The sequence below is a fragment of the Pseudomonas caspiana genome (assembly GCF_040224095.2).
GTDB lineage: Bacteria > Pseudomonadota > Gammaproteobacteria > Pseudomonadales > Pseudomonadaceae > Aquipseudomonas > Aquipseudomonas caspiana.
Window position 1 is genome coordinate 3,748,763 of the sequence record NZ_CP167995.1, and the last position, 17,743, is coordinate 3,766,505.

Annotated in this window: 20 protein-coding genes; 10 read left to right on the forward strand and 10 right to left on the reverse strand. The window is 56.8% G+C overall.

Annotated elements, in window-relative coordinates; translation table 11 throughout:
• Positions 1-58 precede the first annotated feature (58 nt).
• From ABRP31_RS17165 to ABRP31_RS17175, 3 genes are read left to right on the forward strand one after another with little or no spacing between them, the layout of a single operon-like run.
• Entirely contained in the window at positions 59-790 is a 732-nt protein-coding gene (locus ABRP31_RS17165) for a hypothetical protein (protein ID WP_349969442.1), read from the forward strand.
• Positions 787-1,194: a phage holin family protein gene (locus ABRP31_RS17170; RefSeq protein ID WP_349969443.1), complete on the forward strand. Its 408-nt coding sequence runs from the start codon at positions 787-789 to the stop codon at positions 1,192-1,194. Before ABRP31_RS17165 ends, ABRP31_RS17170 begins: the two co-directional genes overlap by 4 nt.
• Complete coding sequence (locus tag ABRP31_RS17175; protein ID WP_349969444.1) at positions 1,191-2,015, forward strand: DUF3618 domain-containing protein; 825 nt, start codon at positions 1,191-1,193, stop codon at positions 2,013-2,015. The genes ABRP31_RS17170 and ABRP31_RS17175 overlap by 4 nt, the downstream gene beginning before the upstream one ends.
• A 71-nt stretch (positions 2,016-2,086) precedes the next feature.
• Here the strand turns inward: ABRP31_RS17175 and ABRP31_RS17180 are convergent, their stop codons facing one another.
• Positions 2,087-2,329, reverse strand: a complete 243-nt coding sequence (locus tag ABRP31_RS17180) for a DUF465 domain-containing protein (protein ID WP_349969445.1) — start codon at positions 2,327-2,329, stop codon at positions 2,087-2,089.
• Between the two features lie 60 nt (positions 2,330-2,389).
• Positions 2,390-3,325, reverse strand: a complete 936-nt coding sequence (panE, locus tag ABRP31_RS17185; RefSeq protein WP_349969446.1) for a 2-dehydropantoate 2-reductase — start codon at positions 3,323-3,325, stop codon at positions 2,390-2,392.
• A gap of 201 nt (positions 3,326-3,526) precedes the next feature.
• On the opposite strand from panE, the gene ABRP31_RS17190 reads away from it, so the two are divergent.
• From ABRP31_RS17190 to ABRP31_RS17200, 3 genes are all read left to right on the forward strand, one after another.
• Entirely contained in the window at positions 3,527-4,057 is a 531-nt protein-coding gene (locus ABRP31_RS17190; RefSeq protein ID WP_349969448.1) for a sigma-70 family RNA polymerase sigma factor, read from the forward strand.
• Entirely contained in the window at positions 4,054-4,992 is a 939-nt protein-coding gene (locus tag ABRP31_RS17195; RefSeq protein WP_349969449.1) for a FecR domain-containing protein, read from the forward strand. Before ABRP31_RS17190 ends, ABRP31_RS17195 begins: the two co-directional genes overlap by 4 nt.
• An 83-nt stretch (positions 4,993-5,075) precedes the next feature.
• The gene (locus tag ABRP31_RS17200; protein WP_349969450.1) at positions 5,076-7,478 is read left to right on the forward strand and encodes a TonB-dependent siderophore receptor; all 2,403 of its coding nucleotides are present in this window, start codon (positions 5,076-5,078) and stop codon (positions 7,476-7,478) included.
• Positions 7,479-7,503: 25 nt separating this feature from the next.
• Here the strand turns inward: ABRP31_RS17200 and ABRP31_RS17205 are convergent, their stop codons facing one another.
• Positions 7,504-8,928 (reverse strand): pyridine nucleotide-disulfide oxidoreductase, encoded by a 1,425-nt coding sequence (locus ABRP31_RS17205; RefSeq protein ID WP_349969451.1) that lies wholly within the window; start codon positions 8,926-8,928, stop codon positions 7,504-7,506.
• 669 nt (positions 8,929-9,597) lie between these two features.
• On the opposite strand from ABRP31_RS17205, the gene ABRP31_RS17210 reads away from it, so the two are divergent.
• Entirely contained in the window at positions 9,598-9,912 is a 315-nt protein-coding gene (locus tag ABRP31_RS17210) for a hypothetical protein (RefSeq protein ID WP_144443231.1), read from the forward strand.
• A 234-nt stretch (positions 9,913-10,146) separates the two neighbouring features.
• On the opposite strand, the gene ABRP31_RS17215 is transcribed toward ABRP31_RS17210, so the two are convergent.
• Both ABRP31_RS17215 and ABRP31_RS17220 read right to left on the reverse strand, forming a co-directional pair.
• On the reverse strand, positions 10,147-10,416 hold the full coding sequence (locus ABRP31_RS17215; protein WP_087265122.1) for a DUF1652 domain-containing protein: 270 nt from the start codon (positions 10,414-10,416) through the stop codon (positions 10,147-10,149).
• Between the two features lie 328 nt (positions 10,417-10,744).
• The gene (locus ABRP31_RS17220; protein WP_087265123.1) at positions 10,745-11,227 is read right to left on the reverse strand and encodes a GNAT family N-acetyltransferase; all 483 of its coding nucleotides are present in this window, start codon (positions 11,225-11,227) and stop codon (positions 10,745-10,747) included.
• Between the two features lie 543 nt (positions 11,228-11,770).
• On the opposite strand from ABRP31_RS17220, the gene ABRP31_RS17225 reads away from it, so the two are divergent.
• On the forward strand, positions 11,771-12,712 hold the full coding sequence (locus ABRP31_RS17225) for a hypothetical protein (protein WP_349969452.1): 942 nt from the start codon (positions 11,771-11,773) through the stop codon (positions 12,710-12,712).
• A 145-nt stretch (positions 12,713-12,857) separates the two neighbouring features.
• On the opposite strand, the gene ABRP31_RS17230 is transcribed toward ABRP31_RS17225, so the two are convergent.
• Entirely contained in the window at positions 12,858-13,781 is a 924-nt protein-coding gene (locus ABRP31_RS17230) for a DMT family transporter (RefSeq protein WP_349969453.1), read from the reverse strand.
• 100 nt (positions 13,782-13,881) lie between these two features.
• Here ABRP31_RS17230 and ABRP31_RS17235 point away from each other — a divergent pair, with 100 nt between their 5' ends.
• Positions 13,882-14,748, forward strand: coding sequence for a LysR substrate-binding domain-containing protein (locus ABRP31_RS17235; RefSeq protein ID WP_349969454.1), 867 nt, complete (start codon positions 13,882-13,884; stop codon positions 14,746-14,748).
• A gap of 107 nt (positions 14,749-14,855) precedes the next feature.
• The gene (locus ABRP31_RS17240; RefSeq protein ID WP_349969455.1) at positions 14,856-15,848 is read left to right on the forward strand and encodes an alpha/beta hydrolase; all 993 of its coding nucleotides are present in this window, start codon (positions 14,856-14,858) and stop codon (positions 15,846-15,848) included.
• Here ABRP31_RS17240 and ABRP31_RS17245 read toward each other — a convergent pair.
• The 4 genes from ABRP31_RS17245 to ABRP31_RS17260 form a co-directional block, all read right to left on the reverse strand.
• Complete coding sequence (locus ABRP31_RS17245; RefSeq protein WP_372489446.1) at positions 15,812-16,495, reverse strand: DUF72 domain-containing protein; 684 nt, start codon at positions 16,493-16,495, stop codon at positions 15,812-15,814. The genes ABRP31_RS17240 and ABRP31_RS17245 overlap by 37 nt on opposite strands.
• 26 nt (positions 16,496-16,521) lie before the next feature.
• Positions 16,522-16,956, reverse strand: coding sequence for a DNA methylase (locus tag ABRP31_RS17250; protein ID WP_372488854.1), 435 nt, complete (start codon positions 16,954-16,956; stop codon positions 16,522-16,524).
• Between the two features lie 8 nt (positions 16,957-16,964).
• Entirely contained in the window at positions 16,965-17,141 is a 177-nt protein-coding gene (locus tag ABRP31_RS17255) for a hypothetical protein (RefSeq protein ID WP_349969457.1), read from the reverse strand.
• A 99-nt stretch (positions 17,142-17,240) separates the two neighbouring features.
• A complete protein-coding gene (locus ABRP31_RS17260; RefSeq protein ID WP_349969458.1) occupies positions 17,241-17,636 on the reverse strand; it encodes a RidA family protein in 396 nt (131 codons plus the stop codon).
• Positions 17,637-17,743 lie beyond the last annotated feature (107 nt).

The following is a 17,743-nucleotide window of genomic DNA, read 5'->3' on the forward strand; positions in this document are numbered from 1 at the left end:
GTCAGTTGTGAGCCAAGCACGCTCTTCATTTTCATGAACAGCAAAACGGTGAATAACAATGGACACAACGTCGCAAAACCCGACCGGCACCACAAACCAGAATAATGACCCGCCGCAGGATCACCTGCACCATTTGCAAGAAGACGCAGTCACAGCGATCAACAGCGCCAAGGAGCATGGCTCAGCTCAGTTTGAGCAATATCGCGACACGGCCGTCGATCAGATCGAAAACCTGGCCCACTCCGCTCAGTCTGCCGCCGAGCAGATGCAGGATGGTGACACGTTGGGGCTTTCTCACTACGTGACCGACCTTGCTCAGAACATGACTACGCTGGCCGGTAATCTGCGCGGTAAAAGCATCGATGAACTGCTGCAACAGGCAGGCAAACTGGCTCGGGATAATCCGGCGCTGTTTGTCACCGGCAGCGTGGCATTAGGCTTTGGTTTGTCGCGCTTTCTCAAGGCTTCCAATTCGGGCCAGTCCCCTACCGAGGCGTCCCCCACAGAGCCGCCCGACACAAGGCCCGTAAGGCCAAACGATGAATTGGGCAGCGATTATCAGACAGAGTCGAGCCCGATTGTCGAAGCAGATCATGTGCCTCCCGTTGCCCATGCCCACATGGGCGATGTTTATCACAGTGGCAGGCCCGGCGTTGTCGACCGAAGCGCTACGCCTGATGCTGCGTCAGGGGCCGCCATTCCGGACGGGCCGAATGGAGGTATGTCCGATGACGATCTGACCGAGGCTGCCCGGAATAAAGAAGGGCTGTCACGAGGAGGTGTGCAATGACCACTTCTCCCAATACACCGCCGGAAGGCGATACCTCGGCGCTGGGTTTGATCCGCCAGTTGGCACATGAAGTTCCGGCCCTGCTCAGCAAAGAGCTGGCGTTAGCCAAAGCGGAAGCCAGAGAGTCGATCAACGCCGCAAAAGCGGGCGTTGCGGCCGTCAGCGGTGGCGCAGTGGTCATGCTGGCCGGGCTGGTCATTGTGCTGCTGGCGGCGGTTTACGCCTTGGCCAACCTCATGCAGCCATGGCTTGCCGCGTTGATCGTCGGGGTCGTCGCCATGGCCATCGGCTTCATCATGATCCAGTCCGGCAAGAAGCAATTCGACGCGTCAAATCTGACACCTGAGCGCACCGTCAGCTCCCTGCAAAAAGACAAGGACGCCATCCAGAGGAAAGTCTCATGAGTATCGACAGCACATTCGACACCCCGGAAAGCTTTGACAGTGATTCGCACAAAAGCCCGGAAACGCTTGAGCGGGAGATCGACGCGCAACGTTCGAGCATCGGTAATATCGTTGACGCACTGGAAGGCAAGTTTTCCCCAGGACAGTTGCTTGACCAGGCACTGAGCTATGGCAAAGGCACCGGCGGCGAGTTTTTCAGCAATCTAGGCAATACGGTTAAAACCAATCCTCTGCCAACAGTGCTTACTTCGGTCGGGCTGTTATGGCTGATGATGGGACAGAACCGCAGCGCCTCCCCCAACGGGCCATCCAGCCTCGGCAATCTGGGTGAGCGCATCGGTGACATGGCCCACAGCGTGACGGACACCTTCGACAGTGCCAAATCCAGAATCGAAGAGACTGCGCATCGCATGAAGGAAAAAGCCGGGAAGGTGTCAGACGAGGTCAGTGAAAAACTCTCGGTCACGGGAGAGCGCTTGAACAAGGGCAGCCATGACGCTGGTGATTCTCTGCATGAGCAAACCCGAAACGTGCAATCCAGCCTGACCTATATGCTGCGCGAGCAGCCATTGGCACTGGCGGCAATCGGCATTGCATTAGGCGCGGCCCTGGGTGCGGCATTGCCAGCGACCGAGCGGGAGAACCAGATAATGGGCCAGGCCAGCGATACCTTGACCGAGAAAGTCAAACAGACCGCGAGCGAAGGTTATGAAAAAGTAGCGCAAGAAGCGAAGGGCGTAGTCGATGAGGTGAAGTCGGCGCAGCCTGCCGGCACAGCTCAGCAGGGTTCAACGGTGGACATGTCTTCCGGGCTGGGTTAGTCGAGATTTGCATCGCCTGTACCGTCCGGATGCGGCCCAGACCACATCCGGACGATACAGGCGACTCGTTCTCACTCTGGGGACTCTACACGCTGAACAATGCTGTCCTTGATCAGCAACCTCTTCTCCTTCAGTTTCTTTAACTGATAATCACCAATTCCCCCCGCTGGACCAGATTCTGCGTCCAGAACCTCGCTATCAATCCGAGCGTAATCGTCGAGCAAGTGATTGAGCTTTTTATCCGTATTACGGCGCTCGGCGACTTGCTCCCGAGTGAGCTTCAGATCTGCGTACAAATCGTGCTTGACCGGCATGGAACACCTCTCTGACTGCAAAGACTCATTGGCGAAGATTCGCCACTTCCAGTTCAACCGCTATGCCTGCTCACGCAGACGGCGTACCTCGTAAGCCTTCAAATGCGTATAGGCAAAACCCAGAACAGATAACGACAGCTCCAGGCCTTGGGCCTCCCGACGTACCAGTAAATCACCCAAAACATGCTCCACTTCTATCGATGCGCCGCGCTCCATGTCGCGCAACATCGACGCGCTCAGCTTCGATCCTGAAGCCGTCAGCATGCTCAGGTAACGCTGACGAACCGTTTCCTGCAACGGATGGCCCTGCGCGTCAGCGATGGCGCAACACTCTGCGAACAGTTTCACCACCAGTGGCAGGCCTTGCGCCTCCAGAACATCCCCCAGGCTGGCGCGCATGGCCCCCGTGATCCCGGCAAGGGTCGCGATGAAACACCACTTGTCCCACATGTCCTGAACAATGTGCTGACTGAGATTGGCCTCGAAGCCCGCCTCTGCCAGGGCCTCGGCAACCCGCAGGATGCGCGGAGACGATGCACCATCAAGCTCGCCAAACGACAACTGATGCCTGTCATTGAGATGCAAGATAGTGCCCAGGGTACTGCGATCCACAGAAATCAGGCACTGACCGCCCAACACATTGACGCTGTCGAACCGCTCCGTAAGACGCGCCAAATGGGCCATGCCGTTAAGCAACGGCAGAATGGCCGTGTCGGGGCCGACCGCCGGCGCAAACGCGTCCATGGCCGAGTCCAGGTCATAGGCTTTACAGCTCAGGATGATCAAATCATAGGGACCGTCGAGCATGTTACTCAGCACGCAGGGCGGCGACGGGTACAAGATGTTGCCTTGAGGACTGCGGATAATCAGGCCATCACGTTCCAGTTCGTCGGCCCGGGCTGGCCGTACCAAAAAGGACACATCGCGCCCCGCCTCCAGCAATCGTCCACCAAAATACCCGCCGATGGCCCCCGCTCCAACGATCAAGATACGCATTGATATCGACCTCCCGAGACGCTATGGCACGCAGAGAATCTGCCCGTTCCAACGCACTCAAAGCGCGGTTAAACAGTGAGCGTAGAAGATGTTACGGCGACCCTCAACATGCTGAGCAGGATGCAGAGAAACGCGCGTGGTTGCATTAGGATTAGCTAATCGTCATTATTTGATAATAATTGTCATTAGCACTATCAGATCATGTCTTCAACTCCCCTTAATGCTCAGCAATTGACCGCGCGCAACCGTGTCCTGCGCCAATTGTTCGGTGATCATCACAGTTGGCTGTTAACCCGCTTGCACGCACGCCTGGGCTGTCGCCATGACGCGGATGATATGGCGTCGGAAACCTTCGCGCAGGTTGTGGCACTCCCCAACCCATCGGGCATCAACGAGCCGCGGGCCCTTCTGACGACGATTGCCAAGCGGCTGATTTTTGCCAGTTGGCGCCGCCGGGATCTGGAGCGCGCCTATCTGGAAGTTCTGGCTCAGCAACCATTGGCTCATGAGCCGTCCGCCGAAGAACAGGCTCAGGCGCTGCAAGCGCTCAGCGCACTTGACCGGATTCTGGATGGCCTGTCGCCGATCGGGCGCAGCGCTTTTTTGTATAGCCAGCTGGACAACCTGACCTACGCCGAAATCGGCCAGCGCCTGGGTATTTCGGCACCACGGGTTCATCAATACATCGTCAAAGCGCTGAGCCTCTGTTACCTGGCGCTGGAAAGTCGATGACCAGCAGCCACTTGCCGCCCGCAGTAAAACAGGCCATTGAATGGCTCGCACTGCAACGCTCGGGACAGATGAGCACGGCAGATCAGCAACACTTTGAGGAATGGTTACGCAGCAGTGAGGAAAACCGTGACGCCTGGCAAAAGCTGGCGCAGCGATTGGGCTCACTACTCAACGATCTGCCGCAAGTATCCCATCAGGTGCTGAGCAATGCTGGCAGCAGTCGCCGACACTTGTTACGCGGCGCTCTGGGTGTAGTAGGTGTAGGGCTGGGTGGCTGGTGGCTGCAACGCGCCGGACTGCTGCCCGCTATAAGCAGCGATCTGCAGAGCGGCTTTGCCGAGCGCCGTCCGTTCGTGCTGGAGGACGGTAGCCGCGTGGTGCTTAACGCTCAAAGCCGCGTCGACCTGGCCATGAGCGTCCGCGAGCGCAGGCTGATCCTGCGTGAAGGCGCATTGAGCATTCAGGTGGCCGCCGACCCTTTGCGCCCGCTGATAGTACAGACCCGATTTGGAGAAATCCGGGCACTGGGTACCCGCTTCACGGTCACGCTTCGCGAACAGGGCGTGCAGGTATGGGTTCAGGAATCGCGCGTACAACTCACCGACCCCGCAGGTGCGCGCCTGGAGCTGACCTCGGGTCAGGGCGCGCAACTTGGCGAGTCAGGGCTACGGCCGCTCGATCCTCGGCAGGCAGGCGAAGGCGTCTGGGAAGACGGACTGCTGGAAGTTCGTGATCAGTCCCTTGGCGACATCGTCGAAGCGTTGCGCCCCTACCGTCGCGGCATTTTGCGCATCAGCCCTCAGGCTCGTGTATTGCGGGTCAGCGGTGTGTTCCCGCTGGACGACACCGATCAGGCGTTGCGCTCGCTGCAAGAAGTCTTGCCGATCAAGGTCGAGACCCACTTCAACTGGTGGACGCAATTAAGTCTGCGCTGAAAAATATTTTGTGCGCCCCCTTAATATCGGCCCTGCTCGCGTCACATAGCTGACATCGACTATCCCTGAGGGAAATTGCTGTCATGCACCGCCCACTTCGCTTGACCCTGACGCCTTTGACGCTAGCCCTGAGCCTGACAGCCTTGCACAGTGTGGCTGCACCTGCGCAAAACCCGGCAGCACAACAGCAACTGATTGATTTCGCCGTGCCTGCTGGCCCGCTGGATGCCAGTTTGACGGCGATCGCCCGACAGAGCGGGCGCGGCATCGCGTTCAGTGCCCAACTGACTCGCGACCTGCGCGCACCCGCACTCAACGGCCGCTTAAGTGCTGAACAAGCACTGAGCCAGGTCCTGCAAGGTTTACCATTGCGGCTGCACACCACCGCCAGCGGCACCTTCAGCATCGAGCCGGTAGTTGCCAGTCAGGCAGTGGAACTGGCGGACATCGACATCAATGGTCAGGGTTACGGCCAGGACGCATGGGGTCCGGCTCATAGCAAAGTGGCAACCCACAGCGCCACGGCGAGCAAGACCGACACATCGTTGCGAGAAACGCCTCAATCCATCTCGGTCATCACGCGCGAAGAACTGACGTCGCGTCAGCACGACAGTCTGGCCGACGTGCTCAACTACACCGCAGGTCTGGTCAGCCAGCCCAACGGCTACAGCCGGGTGGCCGATGACTATCGTTTGCGCGGCTTCGACATTGGTCCCCGCACCGGTGGCGTGCTGCGCGATGGCATGAAGATGCAAAGCACTCAGTTCGAAGGCGGCCAGGAACCTTACGGGCTGGAGCGCGTAGAAGTCCTCAAGGGAGCCTCGTCGGTACTGTATGGCCAGCTGGCACCTGGCGGCATGGTGAACACCACCAGCAAACGACCGACGCTGGAGCCGTTGCACGAAATAAACGTCGAATATGGCAACAACAATCGCAAGCAGATCTCAACCGATCACAGCGGCAAGCTCGATGACGAAGGTCGTTTCAGCTACCGCCTGACCGGACTGTGGCGAGACAGCGGCACCCAGTTCGACGAGATTGACGACGACAAGCAATACATCGCCCCGGCGTTGACCTGGCAACTGGATGACGACACTCGGCTGACACTGCTCGCCACGCATCAGCGCACGCAAACGACTCTAACGCCGCCAATCCAGTACAACCTGACTACCTTCAGCGCCACGCCGGGCTACAAGGTGCCGTACGACCTGTTCCCGGGCGAGCCCGACTACGATGATTACGACGGCACCTTGCAAACCTTTGGCTATCTGTTCGAGCGGCGGCTGAGCGACGACCTGCAATTGCGCCATGCCCTGCGCTATTACGAATCCCGCGCCGATTACGACTACATCACCCTCAACAGCAGCCGCATTACCGGGCCGAATCTGTCGAGCCTGTCGCGCACCTATAACTCGCGCGAAGACGTATCCACCGGCTGGACCAGTGACACCAGCGTGCAGTGGAATATCGACAGCGGTCGCTGGCAGCACACGCTTTTGGGCGGCGTGGATTTATACCGCAAAACCTACGACAGCCATCGCTTCAGTGGTGCTGCACCAGCGTTGAATCTGGCCAATCCGGTTTACGGCAACCTGCCACAGGTCAACACCGCTACGGATCGAGGTTCGGATCTGCACAGCGAACAATTCGGCATCTACCTGCAAGAACAGGCCAAGTTCGACGAGCATTGGGTTGCGCTGTTCGGACTCCGTCAGGATTGGGCCGAAAACAATACTCGCAACTACAGCGACGACTCCCGAGCCAAGGTTCGTGACAACAAAACCACAGGCCGTATCGGCTTCGTCTACCTGGCCGATAACGGGCTGGCACCTTACATCAGCTACAGCCAGTCCTTTTTACCTTCGGCTGGAACCGACAGCGACGGCAAGGCCTTCCTGCCCACTGAAGGCGAGCAATATGAAATAGGCATTCGCTACCAGCCGCCCGGACGCGAAATGATGATCAGCGCAGCGGTTTATCAGTTGACGCAAAAAAACGTCATCACTTCTATTCCCGGCTCTGACTTCGACGAGCAAACCGGCAAGGAACGCAGCAAAGGCTTTGAGCTTGAAGCCAAGGCGCAACTGACCCCGATGCTGGCGCTGAACGCATCCTATGCCTACACCGACGCTCACATCATCGCCGATAACGACAAAAGTCTTGAAGGCTCGCGCATCGAAGGCACGCCGTATCACAGCGCTGCACTCTGGCTCGACTACCGGCTTGCCGCGCTCGGCCTGCCCAAAGTCAGCGTCGGTTCCGGAGCCCGCTACAACGGCACGACGCACACCACGCCCAGCGTCAGCGACCGAAAAATCCCGGCCTATACCCTGTTTGACGCCAGGGTCAGCTACGAAGTCGACGCCAACTGGCTAGTTAGCGTCCGGGCACAGAACCTCAGTAACGAGCGCTATATCTACTGCGCCAACTCGTGCCGCTACGGGGACGAACGCAGTGTGGTCAGCTCGGTGAGTTACAAGTGGTAGGTTTTTACAGGTAACCGCTGCGTGTTCAGCCTTCCACGCCAACCAGACCGGGGAACAGAAACGGCATGCCCTGCCCCAGACGCTGGGTCAGGCTGCGGTTGTCGACGGCCAATTCTGTCGGGACCTGAAGGCGGGCCATGAGCGCCTCGATTACCGCCCGGGAAGCATCATTATGAAACTGCCAGACCCCATAAATCCGCCCGTCAAACGAAGGCTCGCTGCCCAGGCGCTCGTCGGCGGCAAGCCCTGCGCCGATCCCGAACAGATGCAGGCCGTGAAGACGCTGGCCAGACGCATCCAGAGGACAGCCTGACAAGTCCGAATCAATTCCGCCCTTTACCTGACGCAAGTTGATTTCAGTGCCGTCCGGGTAACTGAGAGCCGGCAAGAGTGGCTGGTACCCTGTGCACTGCACCACGATGCCCGACTCCATCAGCGCCTGAGCCGCCTGCTCATGATCACCCTGCGTCGCTCCTTTAATCTGAAAGACCCGGGCCCGAACCCCGGTTTTACCTATCCAGCCGCGAGCCAGCACCTCGCGCCCCACATCGAGGGCCCGATACCGCAACCCGCTGGAGCGATTGACACGCCCTGATACCGGACAAACATCACGCACCGGGTGGAAAGCGTAGCCGGCAGCCAAGGCAAGCTCGGCACTTTCGAAGAACAACCGGATGGGAGAGCGATGTATCAGCGTGACCTCTTTAAGACCGGCGAACTCAAGAGCATCGGCGAGATTTTCCAGCATGGAAAACGCACTGTGAGACCCACCCACCACAGTAATTCTTTGTGAACCGGCCAGCGCCTTGGCAAATACTTCACGCAATTGCACCGCGTTCATGCGCAGTAATCGGTCGGAACTCATGATAGTGGCAGAACCAGGCACCAATAGCCCCTCTTCAGCCAGCCCTTCGCGCAAGTAATCGGGGTTCTGGCGCCCACCGAAATTCAACACGAGGGTCCGGCTCCGGATACGGCGCGTACGCCCTTGATGCTCGACCCAGACCACAAACTCATCGCCGTCTTTGACCACTTCAGTGACCGTGGTGCTGTGCCAGAGCCTGACGCCATAACGCTGGACGATGAAATCCAGCATCAAGCGGGAGGCTTCTGCCAACAGCTCGCCGACGTCTGACAACTGCGGTGCGTTATGAGCCTGGCGTCGAATCCGCCAATAGGTGGGTGAATGCTCCAGCGGCGCAAATACGTCACGCAACGCGGGGTCACGCAGGCAATCGAGAAACACATCCCCCACCGAATTGGCCGTGATTCGGTAGTCACCCAGGCTGCCGGTGCCGGGGTTGGCGCTGGAATCGACAACGATCAACCCGTCCCGCGCCAGATCCGGCAGCGTGCCGCTCTTCAAAGCATTGAACAACAGCCCCATACCGGCAGGGCCCGCCCCCGCTACAACGCAACCGCAGGTAGTTTCCAGATGGTCTCCAAGCATGATGAGGCTCCTTTAATGAATCGATGCGTGAACGCGCTAAATGAAAAATGGGCATGGGCAGTCAGTTGAAAGCGGCGGGCACGGCCAATGCGCGCTGAGCCGATTCCTGGCGGCGCAACAATGCAGGCCCTTGGCTAATAGCCAGGATCAGTCGTTTTTTTAGTGGGAACAGGTCAGCGCCTGAGAGCGGCGAGACAGGTGATTCAATGAAAGGCAACGCTACCGCAGAGAGTCACTTGCGACAGTGAGCTGCAAACCAACACGTGAGATGAGTGCTCGAACGAGCGCCGTAGAGGTGGGAGGAATAGTTTCAAACATCAGACTGAGTGTCAATTTTATGAACACATCTACAGAATAACCATGAGAAAAAATAAATCACTGATTAATAAGCTAATTATTTTTTGACGGCATTAAACAGCCAGTCTTGCGGTAAGCGATGAGTAATTACTCTGAACTAAATATCAATCGCCCCCAATGCAATGGTCGTAAGGCCACCGCCGTCATCTTGACGACGGCAGGGTTTGCAAGCGGGTCAAAGCGAGGCCAGAGATCAGCGATACCCGATGAACGGATAGAACCGTTTATCTCCCTGCGCCGAACTAATCTTTCTGATCGGGTATCAATGGGCTAAGAGACACGCAAAAGCCAATGGATGCTGAGGTCGTAGACATGAACGTTGATAAAAACAATCGCTCGGGCATTGCCGAGATCGACTATTCCCGCGACACCTTGTTTGGCCCTGTTCCGATGCAAGCGACCTGTCGGGTCAGATTGACTACCGTCAACCAGAACGGCCAGACCTTGAGAGAGTTAACGATTCTGGGTGAGGTGCCGGACTATCTGCTCAAATCGACAGCTATTCGAGTCGCACTTGAGGGGAGAATTGAAGCGGGCCCGATACGTGACCACACCGATATGAATAGCGATAGCGAAGAACCTTTCAAATTATTATTCGAAAACGAACATCGCCGTTCCATCCACTAAGTTATCGTACAACTTCAAGACAGGCATGCTTGTAGCCAGGACGCATATCGATATAACCATCAGTGCAACTTCGTAAACATCTTGAAAAACATTGGCTGGAACAACGTCGCGTAAATTTTTACTTCTTACGCAAGCAAGACCAGAAACACATTGCTCCGCTCAAACGAAAGCCGCCCTCCATGCCTCAGTAAAAGTCATGAAAGGCGGCTCATCCGCGTGCAGTATTCAGCATGCTCAGACGGCAATGCGACCCTTGCCGTGATGATGACGAGTATGCGCAAGGTCGTAGCGCAACTCAGCTACCAGCTCGGATATTTCCCGCGGGGTATTCAGGCGGTCGAGTGAAATGCCCGTAACCAGTAGCTCAACGCGATCAGAATGAGGATCGACTATCTGCACCGTCATGCACGAATCCTGTGACACGCTGCAGGTGCAGCGCATGGGTAAAAAAGCACTCTCGACGATACTTCGTAGTTCGAGCGTGGAAAGCCTGTACGCGATCATATCCTTCTCCTTATTCGCTTCGTACGTGGCTAAATCCTGCCACGACGGACTTACCGATAACGATGCCAGTTTTGTTTTCATTGTCGCCAGACAAATGCCGTCATTTAATTGAGGGCCTATCTCTTTATACGCCTCGCCCCGAATTGAAGCAATGAAGATTTCCGCGCCCGTTTAAAGCTTGAAAAAACACTCGTTTATATAAACAACCAGAAGAAACGTTTCACTTAGCAACATCGAACATCTGTTTACATGACATGTATCAATAAACTGCTAACTCTCTAATACCGACCGTCAGTCGCCTGTGATGACCGACGGTCAGCGTCAGTCATCACCCGTCGTTGCGTGGCAACCGAAAGTGAATCAATGCCACTCGTCCGCCCTGTTTATCCCGACGCTCGTCAATGGCATAGGGCCGAAATCCCAGCTTCGGATAAAACAACAACCCAGGCACATTATGGTTGTAGCACGATGCTGTCATTTCGCTAGCCTCATGCTTATCGAAAGCCAGATCCATCATGCAACCGATCAGATAGCGCCCTACCCCACGAGAACGGGCCTTCGGAGAAATAATCACGTTGCCCAGTGAGCAACGTCCGCGAAAGTCACTGCGGGAGAAATTGGCATAGCCGACAACCTCACCGTTCATCTCGATTACGGTCGAGTCAGAATGGTTATGCAAGGCGTCCAGCAATTGGGGCGGAGTCAGCGGCCAGGTAGCACGGGGAAACATGTAAAACAGCTCATCGACATTTTGTGGCAGAGCGCACACGAAGGGAATGTCTTTTTCTTCCAGGGGGCGATTCAAGAACATTGGGCGGTGACCTCTTGAAGAGTGGAAATAACAAGCGTGTGAACACTATATGCGAACTATCGCGGTGTGCACGTCTGCCCCTGACAAAAATCCGGCACTGCTCGGTCCGGCCTGACCTTTCCAACCGTTGCCCGGCTAATAAAAGATGTGCATTTGAATATTCCGTAGCAGCTGCCGAAGGCTGCGAAGCATTTACTCCGACACACTGACATCGCAGCCTCCGGCAGCCCTACAGACCATTGGTTTGCTGCGGAACATCACAGGAGACCAGGAAGAGCTTTTATATATAAAGTATTAATCAGCAACAGCCACTGATTGCCGTACTTCAAAAACGTTACGCAACTCTTTGATGTGCCTCCAAATGCCGACTCATGCAGAACGCCTGTAATAAATAGCGCATCCTTGCAGAATGCATGATTCTAAAATCCTTAAATAACTCAACCCTTTGAATTATATGAAATTTAATTAACAATGCTTATTGGCATAACCACTGCAACACTTTAAGGGACGCTGTAACAAAATCCTTCACGGAGCAGAAAAATAATGATTTCATCCCCTGACGCTTTCCACTCTGCCGCGCAAGATTCATCCAGCCACTCAGGTGTTTCCTGGGGGGCAATCTTTGCTGGTGCCGCCGGTGCCGCTGCGCTTTCTCTCATTCTCATCCTGCTGGGCTTCGGCTTGGGTTTCTCGGCGGTGTCGCCGTGGGCCAACGAAGGCATCAGCGCCAAAGGGTTGGGCATCTCAACGGTTGTCTGGCTGGCATTTACCCAGATCATCGCTTCCGGTCTGGGTGGCTATATAGCTGGTCGACTTCGCGTGAAGTGGGCAAACCTGCATGGCGATGAAGTGTATTTCCGAGACACTGCTCATGGTTTCCTGTCATGGGCTGTCGCGACGCTCGTCGCTGCAACACTGATCGCCAGTTCGGTGAGCAGCATTGTTGGCGGCGGCGTTCAGGCTGGCGCGAGTGTAGCTTCCGGTGCTGCAGGTGCAGTGACTCAAGTAGCAGGCAGCGCGGCGAGCAATAGCAACGCCAGCAGCCAGGACTACGGCTACTACATCGATAGCCTGTTCCGTGATGATCGTCCCGCTGCTGTCAGTGATGACGCTGCCCACGGCGTCGTACTGCGCATCTTCACCCGCACGCTGAGTAACGACGGCCAAATGAGCCCTGAGGATCGTACTTACCTGGCGCAGATGATTGCCCAACGTACGAACCTCAGCCAGGCAGATGCCGAGCGTCGCGTTGATCAGGTTTATGGTCAGGCTCGCAAAGCACTGGAAGACGCCAAAGTTGCAGCTAAAGAAGCTGCTGATACCGCCGCGAAAGTAGCCGCGATGACTGCTCTGTGGACCTTCGTCTCGCTGCTGTGTGGTGCCTTCTTCGCCAGCTTCGCTGCCATTTATGGCGGTCGTCGTCGCGATGCGGTGACTTACCTCGAAGAACGTCCATACACCACCACTACAACAACGGCTCTTTAAGCCAAGGAGAACGACTATGCCTTCCATCCTGCTGTGGTTACTCGGTGTTCCAATCCCGGTCATCATCCTGATTGCGATCCTGATGTAACGGATCGGGTCCAGGCCGCCTCCCCTCACGGGCAGGCGGCTTTTTTTTGCGCGTCATTCAGCGTTTGCGCAGAAATGGCAGCCCGACCAAGGTAAGGGCCACTCCGACCATCGCCCCGCCACTCAATGGATCGCCAAATTGCACATAGGCCCAGATCATCGTCGCAGGAGGCGTCAGAAACAACGCGCCGCTGACGCTTTGCACATTGAACCGTCGCAAGCACAGCCAATAGAAGCCGTAGCCACCCAGCGTTGAGCAGACCACCAGCCATAAGACGGCGGCGCCAAAGCCAGTGGTCAACACCGGCGCAGTGCTGCCTTCCAGCATCGAAAGCACAGCGAATACGGGCAAGGCAGCGCAAATCTGGATAAATAGCGAAGTCATTGCTGGCACGCTAACGGGTGCGGACTTCTTCTGATATATCGTCGCGGCGGTCAGCGAAATGACCGCCAGCGCGGGCAACCCATAAGCCCAAATTGGCGCGTCGGAAATCTCGACGCTCGCAGCACTGGCAACCAGCATCCCCGCGATGCACAGCGCCACACCAAACCACTGCCATCCGCGCGTACGCTGACCGGGAATGAAACCGGCAGACAGCACAATGCCTAACGGCAACAGGTTGGCGATCAACGAACTGGTGCCGGGCGCTACGCCCAGTTCGATAGACAAGGCGATCGCAGCAATGAAACCGGCAATTGCCAAAAGCCCTACCAACATCTGCTGTCGGACAATGCCCCAACTCAGATGCCGCAGCGAGCCTGACACCCACGGAAACAGCAACAGCGCCGCCAGCACGAAGCGCCAGAAGGTCACCAACATCACCCCGCTGTGCTCCGAGGCATAGCGATAGCCGATGAAGCCCGAACTCCAGCTCAGTACCATAGCGCCCAACAGCACACCGCTTACCCATCCGGAGCCGGAAACCGGCAGCGCTGGTGACGGGCTCGTCGCATCAACAGTTTCGGCCGTCTGCCCATTCATCGCGCATCCCCTATTGCATTGAATGAGCTTGATGTTAAGAATGGGCGAGTACTTCAATCAAACGAAATGATCGGCATCACTGATGCAGGATTTATAAATCATGCAAAGCACGCTGGATATTGATCTTCTGCGCACCTTTCAAGCGGTGGTGCGCTTCGAGCAATTCCTCGCCGCTGCGACTTTTCTCAATCGCAGCCCGTCAGCGGTGAGCCTGCATATTCGACGTCTGGAAGAAATTGCCGGTGGCCGTTTGCTCGAGCGGGACAACCAGAACGTTACTCTGACTTCTCTGGGCCGTCGCTTCGCCTTGCAAAGCGCCGAGCTGCTGCAGGTGCATGATCGGCTGCTGGCCGGTTTCGCTACGCCGACCATCAGCGGTCGGGTGCGGCTGGGGATTTCCGAGGAATATGCAGCGACTCTGTTGCATAGCACGCTAGGACCATTGACCAGCAGCTATCCACAGATAGAACTGGAAGTCGAAACCGCCTCCAGCGGTCGGCTCAATGAGCAATTGCAGCGCGGCCAACTGGATCTGGCTTTGCTGGTGGTGCCGGCCGATACCCTTGGCGCTGATCGACCCTTGCACACCTTTGGCACCACCGAACCCGTCTGGGTGGCCTCGCCGGGCTATCAACTGGCGCCTGACAAACCGGTGCCGCTGGCCCTGCATGGCGAAGGCTGCCCGTACCGCAGCGTCGCTGTCGATGCCCTGAATGAAATCGGCAGAGCCTGGCGCACGGTGGTGATGTCGGCCAGCTCCAGTGCTCTGGAGACGACTATTTGTGCCGGGATGGCAATCGGCATTATTGACCGCGGACGAGTCAGTCCACAGATGCGAGTTCTCGGTCTGGATGACGGCGTTCCGCCGCTTCCGCTCCATGAGCTGCAACTGGTCAAGGCCCCCGGAGTCCCCAGCGATGCCTGCGAAATAATGATTGGCCTGATCGCTGATCACTTTCGCCCATGAAATCTGACCGGATACACCTGCAATATCCTGTAACCGATCAATCAATCGGTATCATGACAACGTCGTTACAGTCAGCCTTTCGCTTGAAAAGTCGGGGGAAGTAATCCATGGCCATGTTTTCTCTGGCTCGTATCCGGGCGCGCTGGCTTACCTGGACCTGCATGCTGATGTTCATCATTGGTCTGCCTGTGGGCTGCTCGGTTCTGCAACATACCGAACGCGAATTAGTGTTCCGCATTGAACCCGGCACCGCCAGCTGGTACAGCGGACTACCGGCCAATGTGCAGGAGCTGGAACTCAAAGCTCCGCAATTCGGCCTGTCACAGAGCATCCACGGCTGGTGGTGGCCTGCCAATCGCAAGGATGCCCCTGCTGTCCTTTATTTGCACGGATCACGCTGGAACCTGACCGGCCAACTGTTTCGCATAGAAGAGCTGCACGCCCTTGGTTTTTCGGTGCTGGCCATCGACTACCGTGGTTTTGGCGAAAGTCGTGGGCCGCTGCCGTCAGAAAGCACCGTCTACGAAGATGCACGCATCGCTTGGGAGCGCCTCAAGCTGCTGCAACCGGACGCCAGTCGTCGCCTGATTTACGGCCATTCTCTAGGCGGCGCAGTGGCGGTGGATCTGGCTGCCGAACTCGGTCGCGATACACAGGACGGCGCGCAACCGGCGCAGGCGCGCGGGCTGATCATCGAATCGACCTTCACGACCCTCGCCGACGTCGCTACCGCAGTAGCCACTGACTACACCTCACTGCCCGTGCGCTGGTTGCTGTCACAGAAATTCGACTCCGTGGACAAGATCGCCGACATCCACATGCCCGTGTTGATCGTGCACGGCATGGACGACCGCTATGTACCGCCTCGCTTCAGCGAGGAGTTGTTTGCCGCCGCGCAGGAACCGAAAAAGCTATTGCTGGTGCCAGGAGGTACGCATAACAACAGCATGCGGGTAGGCCGACAGGCATACAGCCAGGCGATTCAGGCATTACTCAAATCCAGTATTGCCCCTGAGAATGCAGCAACGCCGCAAAGCACCACGTTGAAGGAACAGCCGCCAGCTCAAGCCAGCAATTTGCGCAGCAGTAACGCATCGTGAACGGCGTGCCCGCTGGCGGTGTTGTCGAAAATGCACCAGGTTTCTATGCCAGCGTCGGCAGCGGTCTTTAATTTCACCGCCAGTTTCTGCAAACAGGCCGGCTCATAGGCGCTGTGATAAATACGTGGCGAACCGTGGAGTCGCCAATACTGAACACCCGGCCAGCCTCCCGGTGCATCTGCACCGGCAATGGGTGAAGGGTCTGCCGCGACTTGCCCGACATGAAAATCCCGAAGCAACAATCCAGCATCCTGCCAACTCGCATGGCGCGGCTCTATCACAAGGCTGCCTTCATACCCCTTACGTAAGGCCGCGAAGAAGGCCGTTGCGGTTGTCGACTCATAAGTCAGCGAGGGCGGCAATTGCACGAGGATACAACCCAGTTTCTCTTTCAAATGCAGGCACTGAGTCAGGAACTGATCAAGCAGATGCTCATAGCCCTGAAGACGATGCTCGTGGGTAATGGATTTGGGCATTTTTACTGAAAACCGAAAGTCAGCAGGCACACTTTCACCCCAGCGCTGCCAGGTTTTCGGCAGGTGCGGACGGTAAAAAGAGCTGTTGATCTCGACCGCAGAGAGCGATGTGGCGTAGCGCTGCAAGTGCGTGCCCTCTGCGCCAAATTCGGACCAGTGCACGCGAGGCAAGCTCCAGCCAGCGCAGCCGACCTGAATCAATACAACACCTCACCCGCTTCGCGCATGAATATTTCGACGGTCTTTGGCCCTACTCCGTCGAACTCACCCAAGCGTTTTTCGAATCCGGCGCGGCTGCCACTGAGGGCATGGATCTGGCCCATCTTGCCGGCATATTCCCCGATAAGCTTTTTGCTCAGTGCCGTCAAACGTGTCGCCGTAGTCTCGTCATAACGCACGTAGTGCGCCTCACCAAGCATCGCGACCAACTGTCGATGGGACTGATTGGCCAGTTTGCGCGGCGAATCACAACCATGCTGCTCGACAATCACCCGATAAGCCTGCGCCGCGATATCAGCCTGAATGCGCTTGCCCATCAGGAAGCTGGCGACAAACCATTTGAACAGGGCCACTTCACCACCGCTCTTCAAGTCGATCGCCAGGTCATGGGCCGTGATGACTTTGCTCGCCACGATACGCGTCAGCTTGGCTTATCAGAAGCGTCATCCCCCGCTACATCGGGATCATCGGGCTCGACCTCATTGATCTCGGCCTCACGCACATCATTGTCGGAAGTGGACCTGCCATCCGACTCACTCGGGTTGGGATTGGGTCCCGGAGTCTGGGCGGCCTGGCTGTCTACAGGGTTTGTACTCATGATGTTCCTCGCAAGGTCTTTTAATGAATGACCCGATTTGGAAACGAGAGCCTCTCACGAGTTCGGTTTATTGGATGATTGGTCCTGAGCTGATGGGGCTCAGCCGCGCTGAACCGCGATGCACTTGATCTCGAGCAGCAGCCCCGGAACAGCCAGTTCAGATACGCCAATGGCCGTCCAGGCACATAACCCGCGAGGAAACAGACGCTCTTTGACGTCACGAAAAACGGCCATATGCTCGCTCATCGACACGTGATAAGTGGTCATCTCCACGACGTCCTCAAAGCTGCAACCGCCTTCGGCAAGCACAGTGCGCAGGTTCTCCCAGCAGGCAATGAACTGCTGCTCAGGGTCGTCAATGACCTCAAGTTCCGGCGTGCGGCCAATCTGGCCCGCACAGTAAAGCGTGCCTTGAACCTTCACCGCCGGAACGTATCCGGCACGCTCAACGATATTGCGCATGGAAGATGGAACAATGATTTCGCGATCTGGCATGGGGTTACCTCAGCCTCTGGCAACGATTGAATTCCTGAACAGAGTGTATGCCTGCAGGAGTTGCCGAAGGCTGCGAAAGCATTCGTTCTGATACACCGCCAATCGCA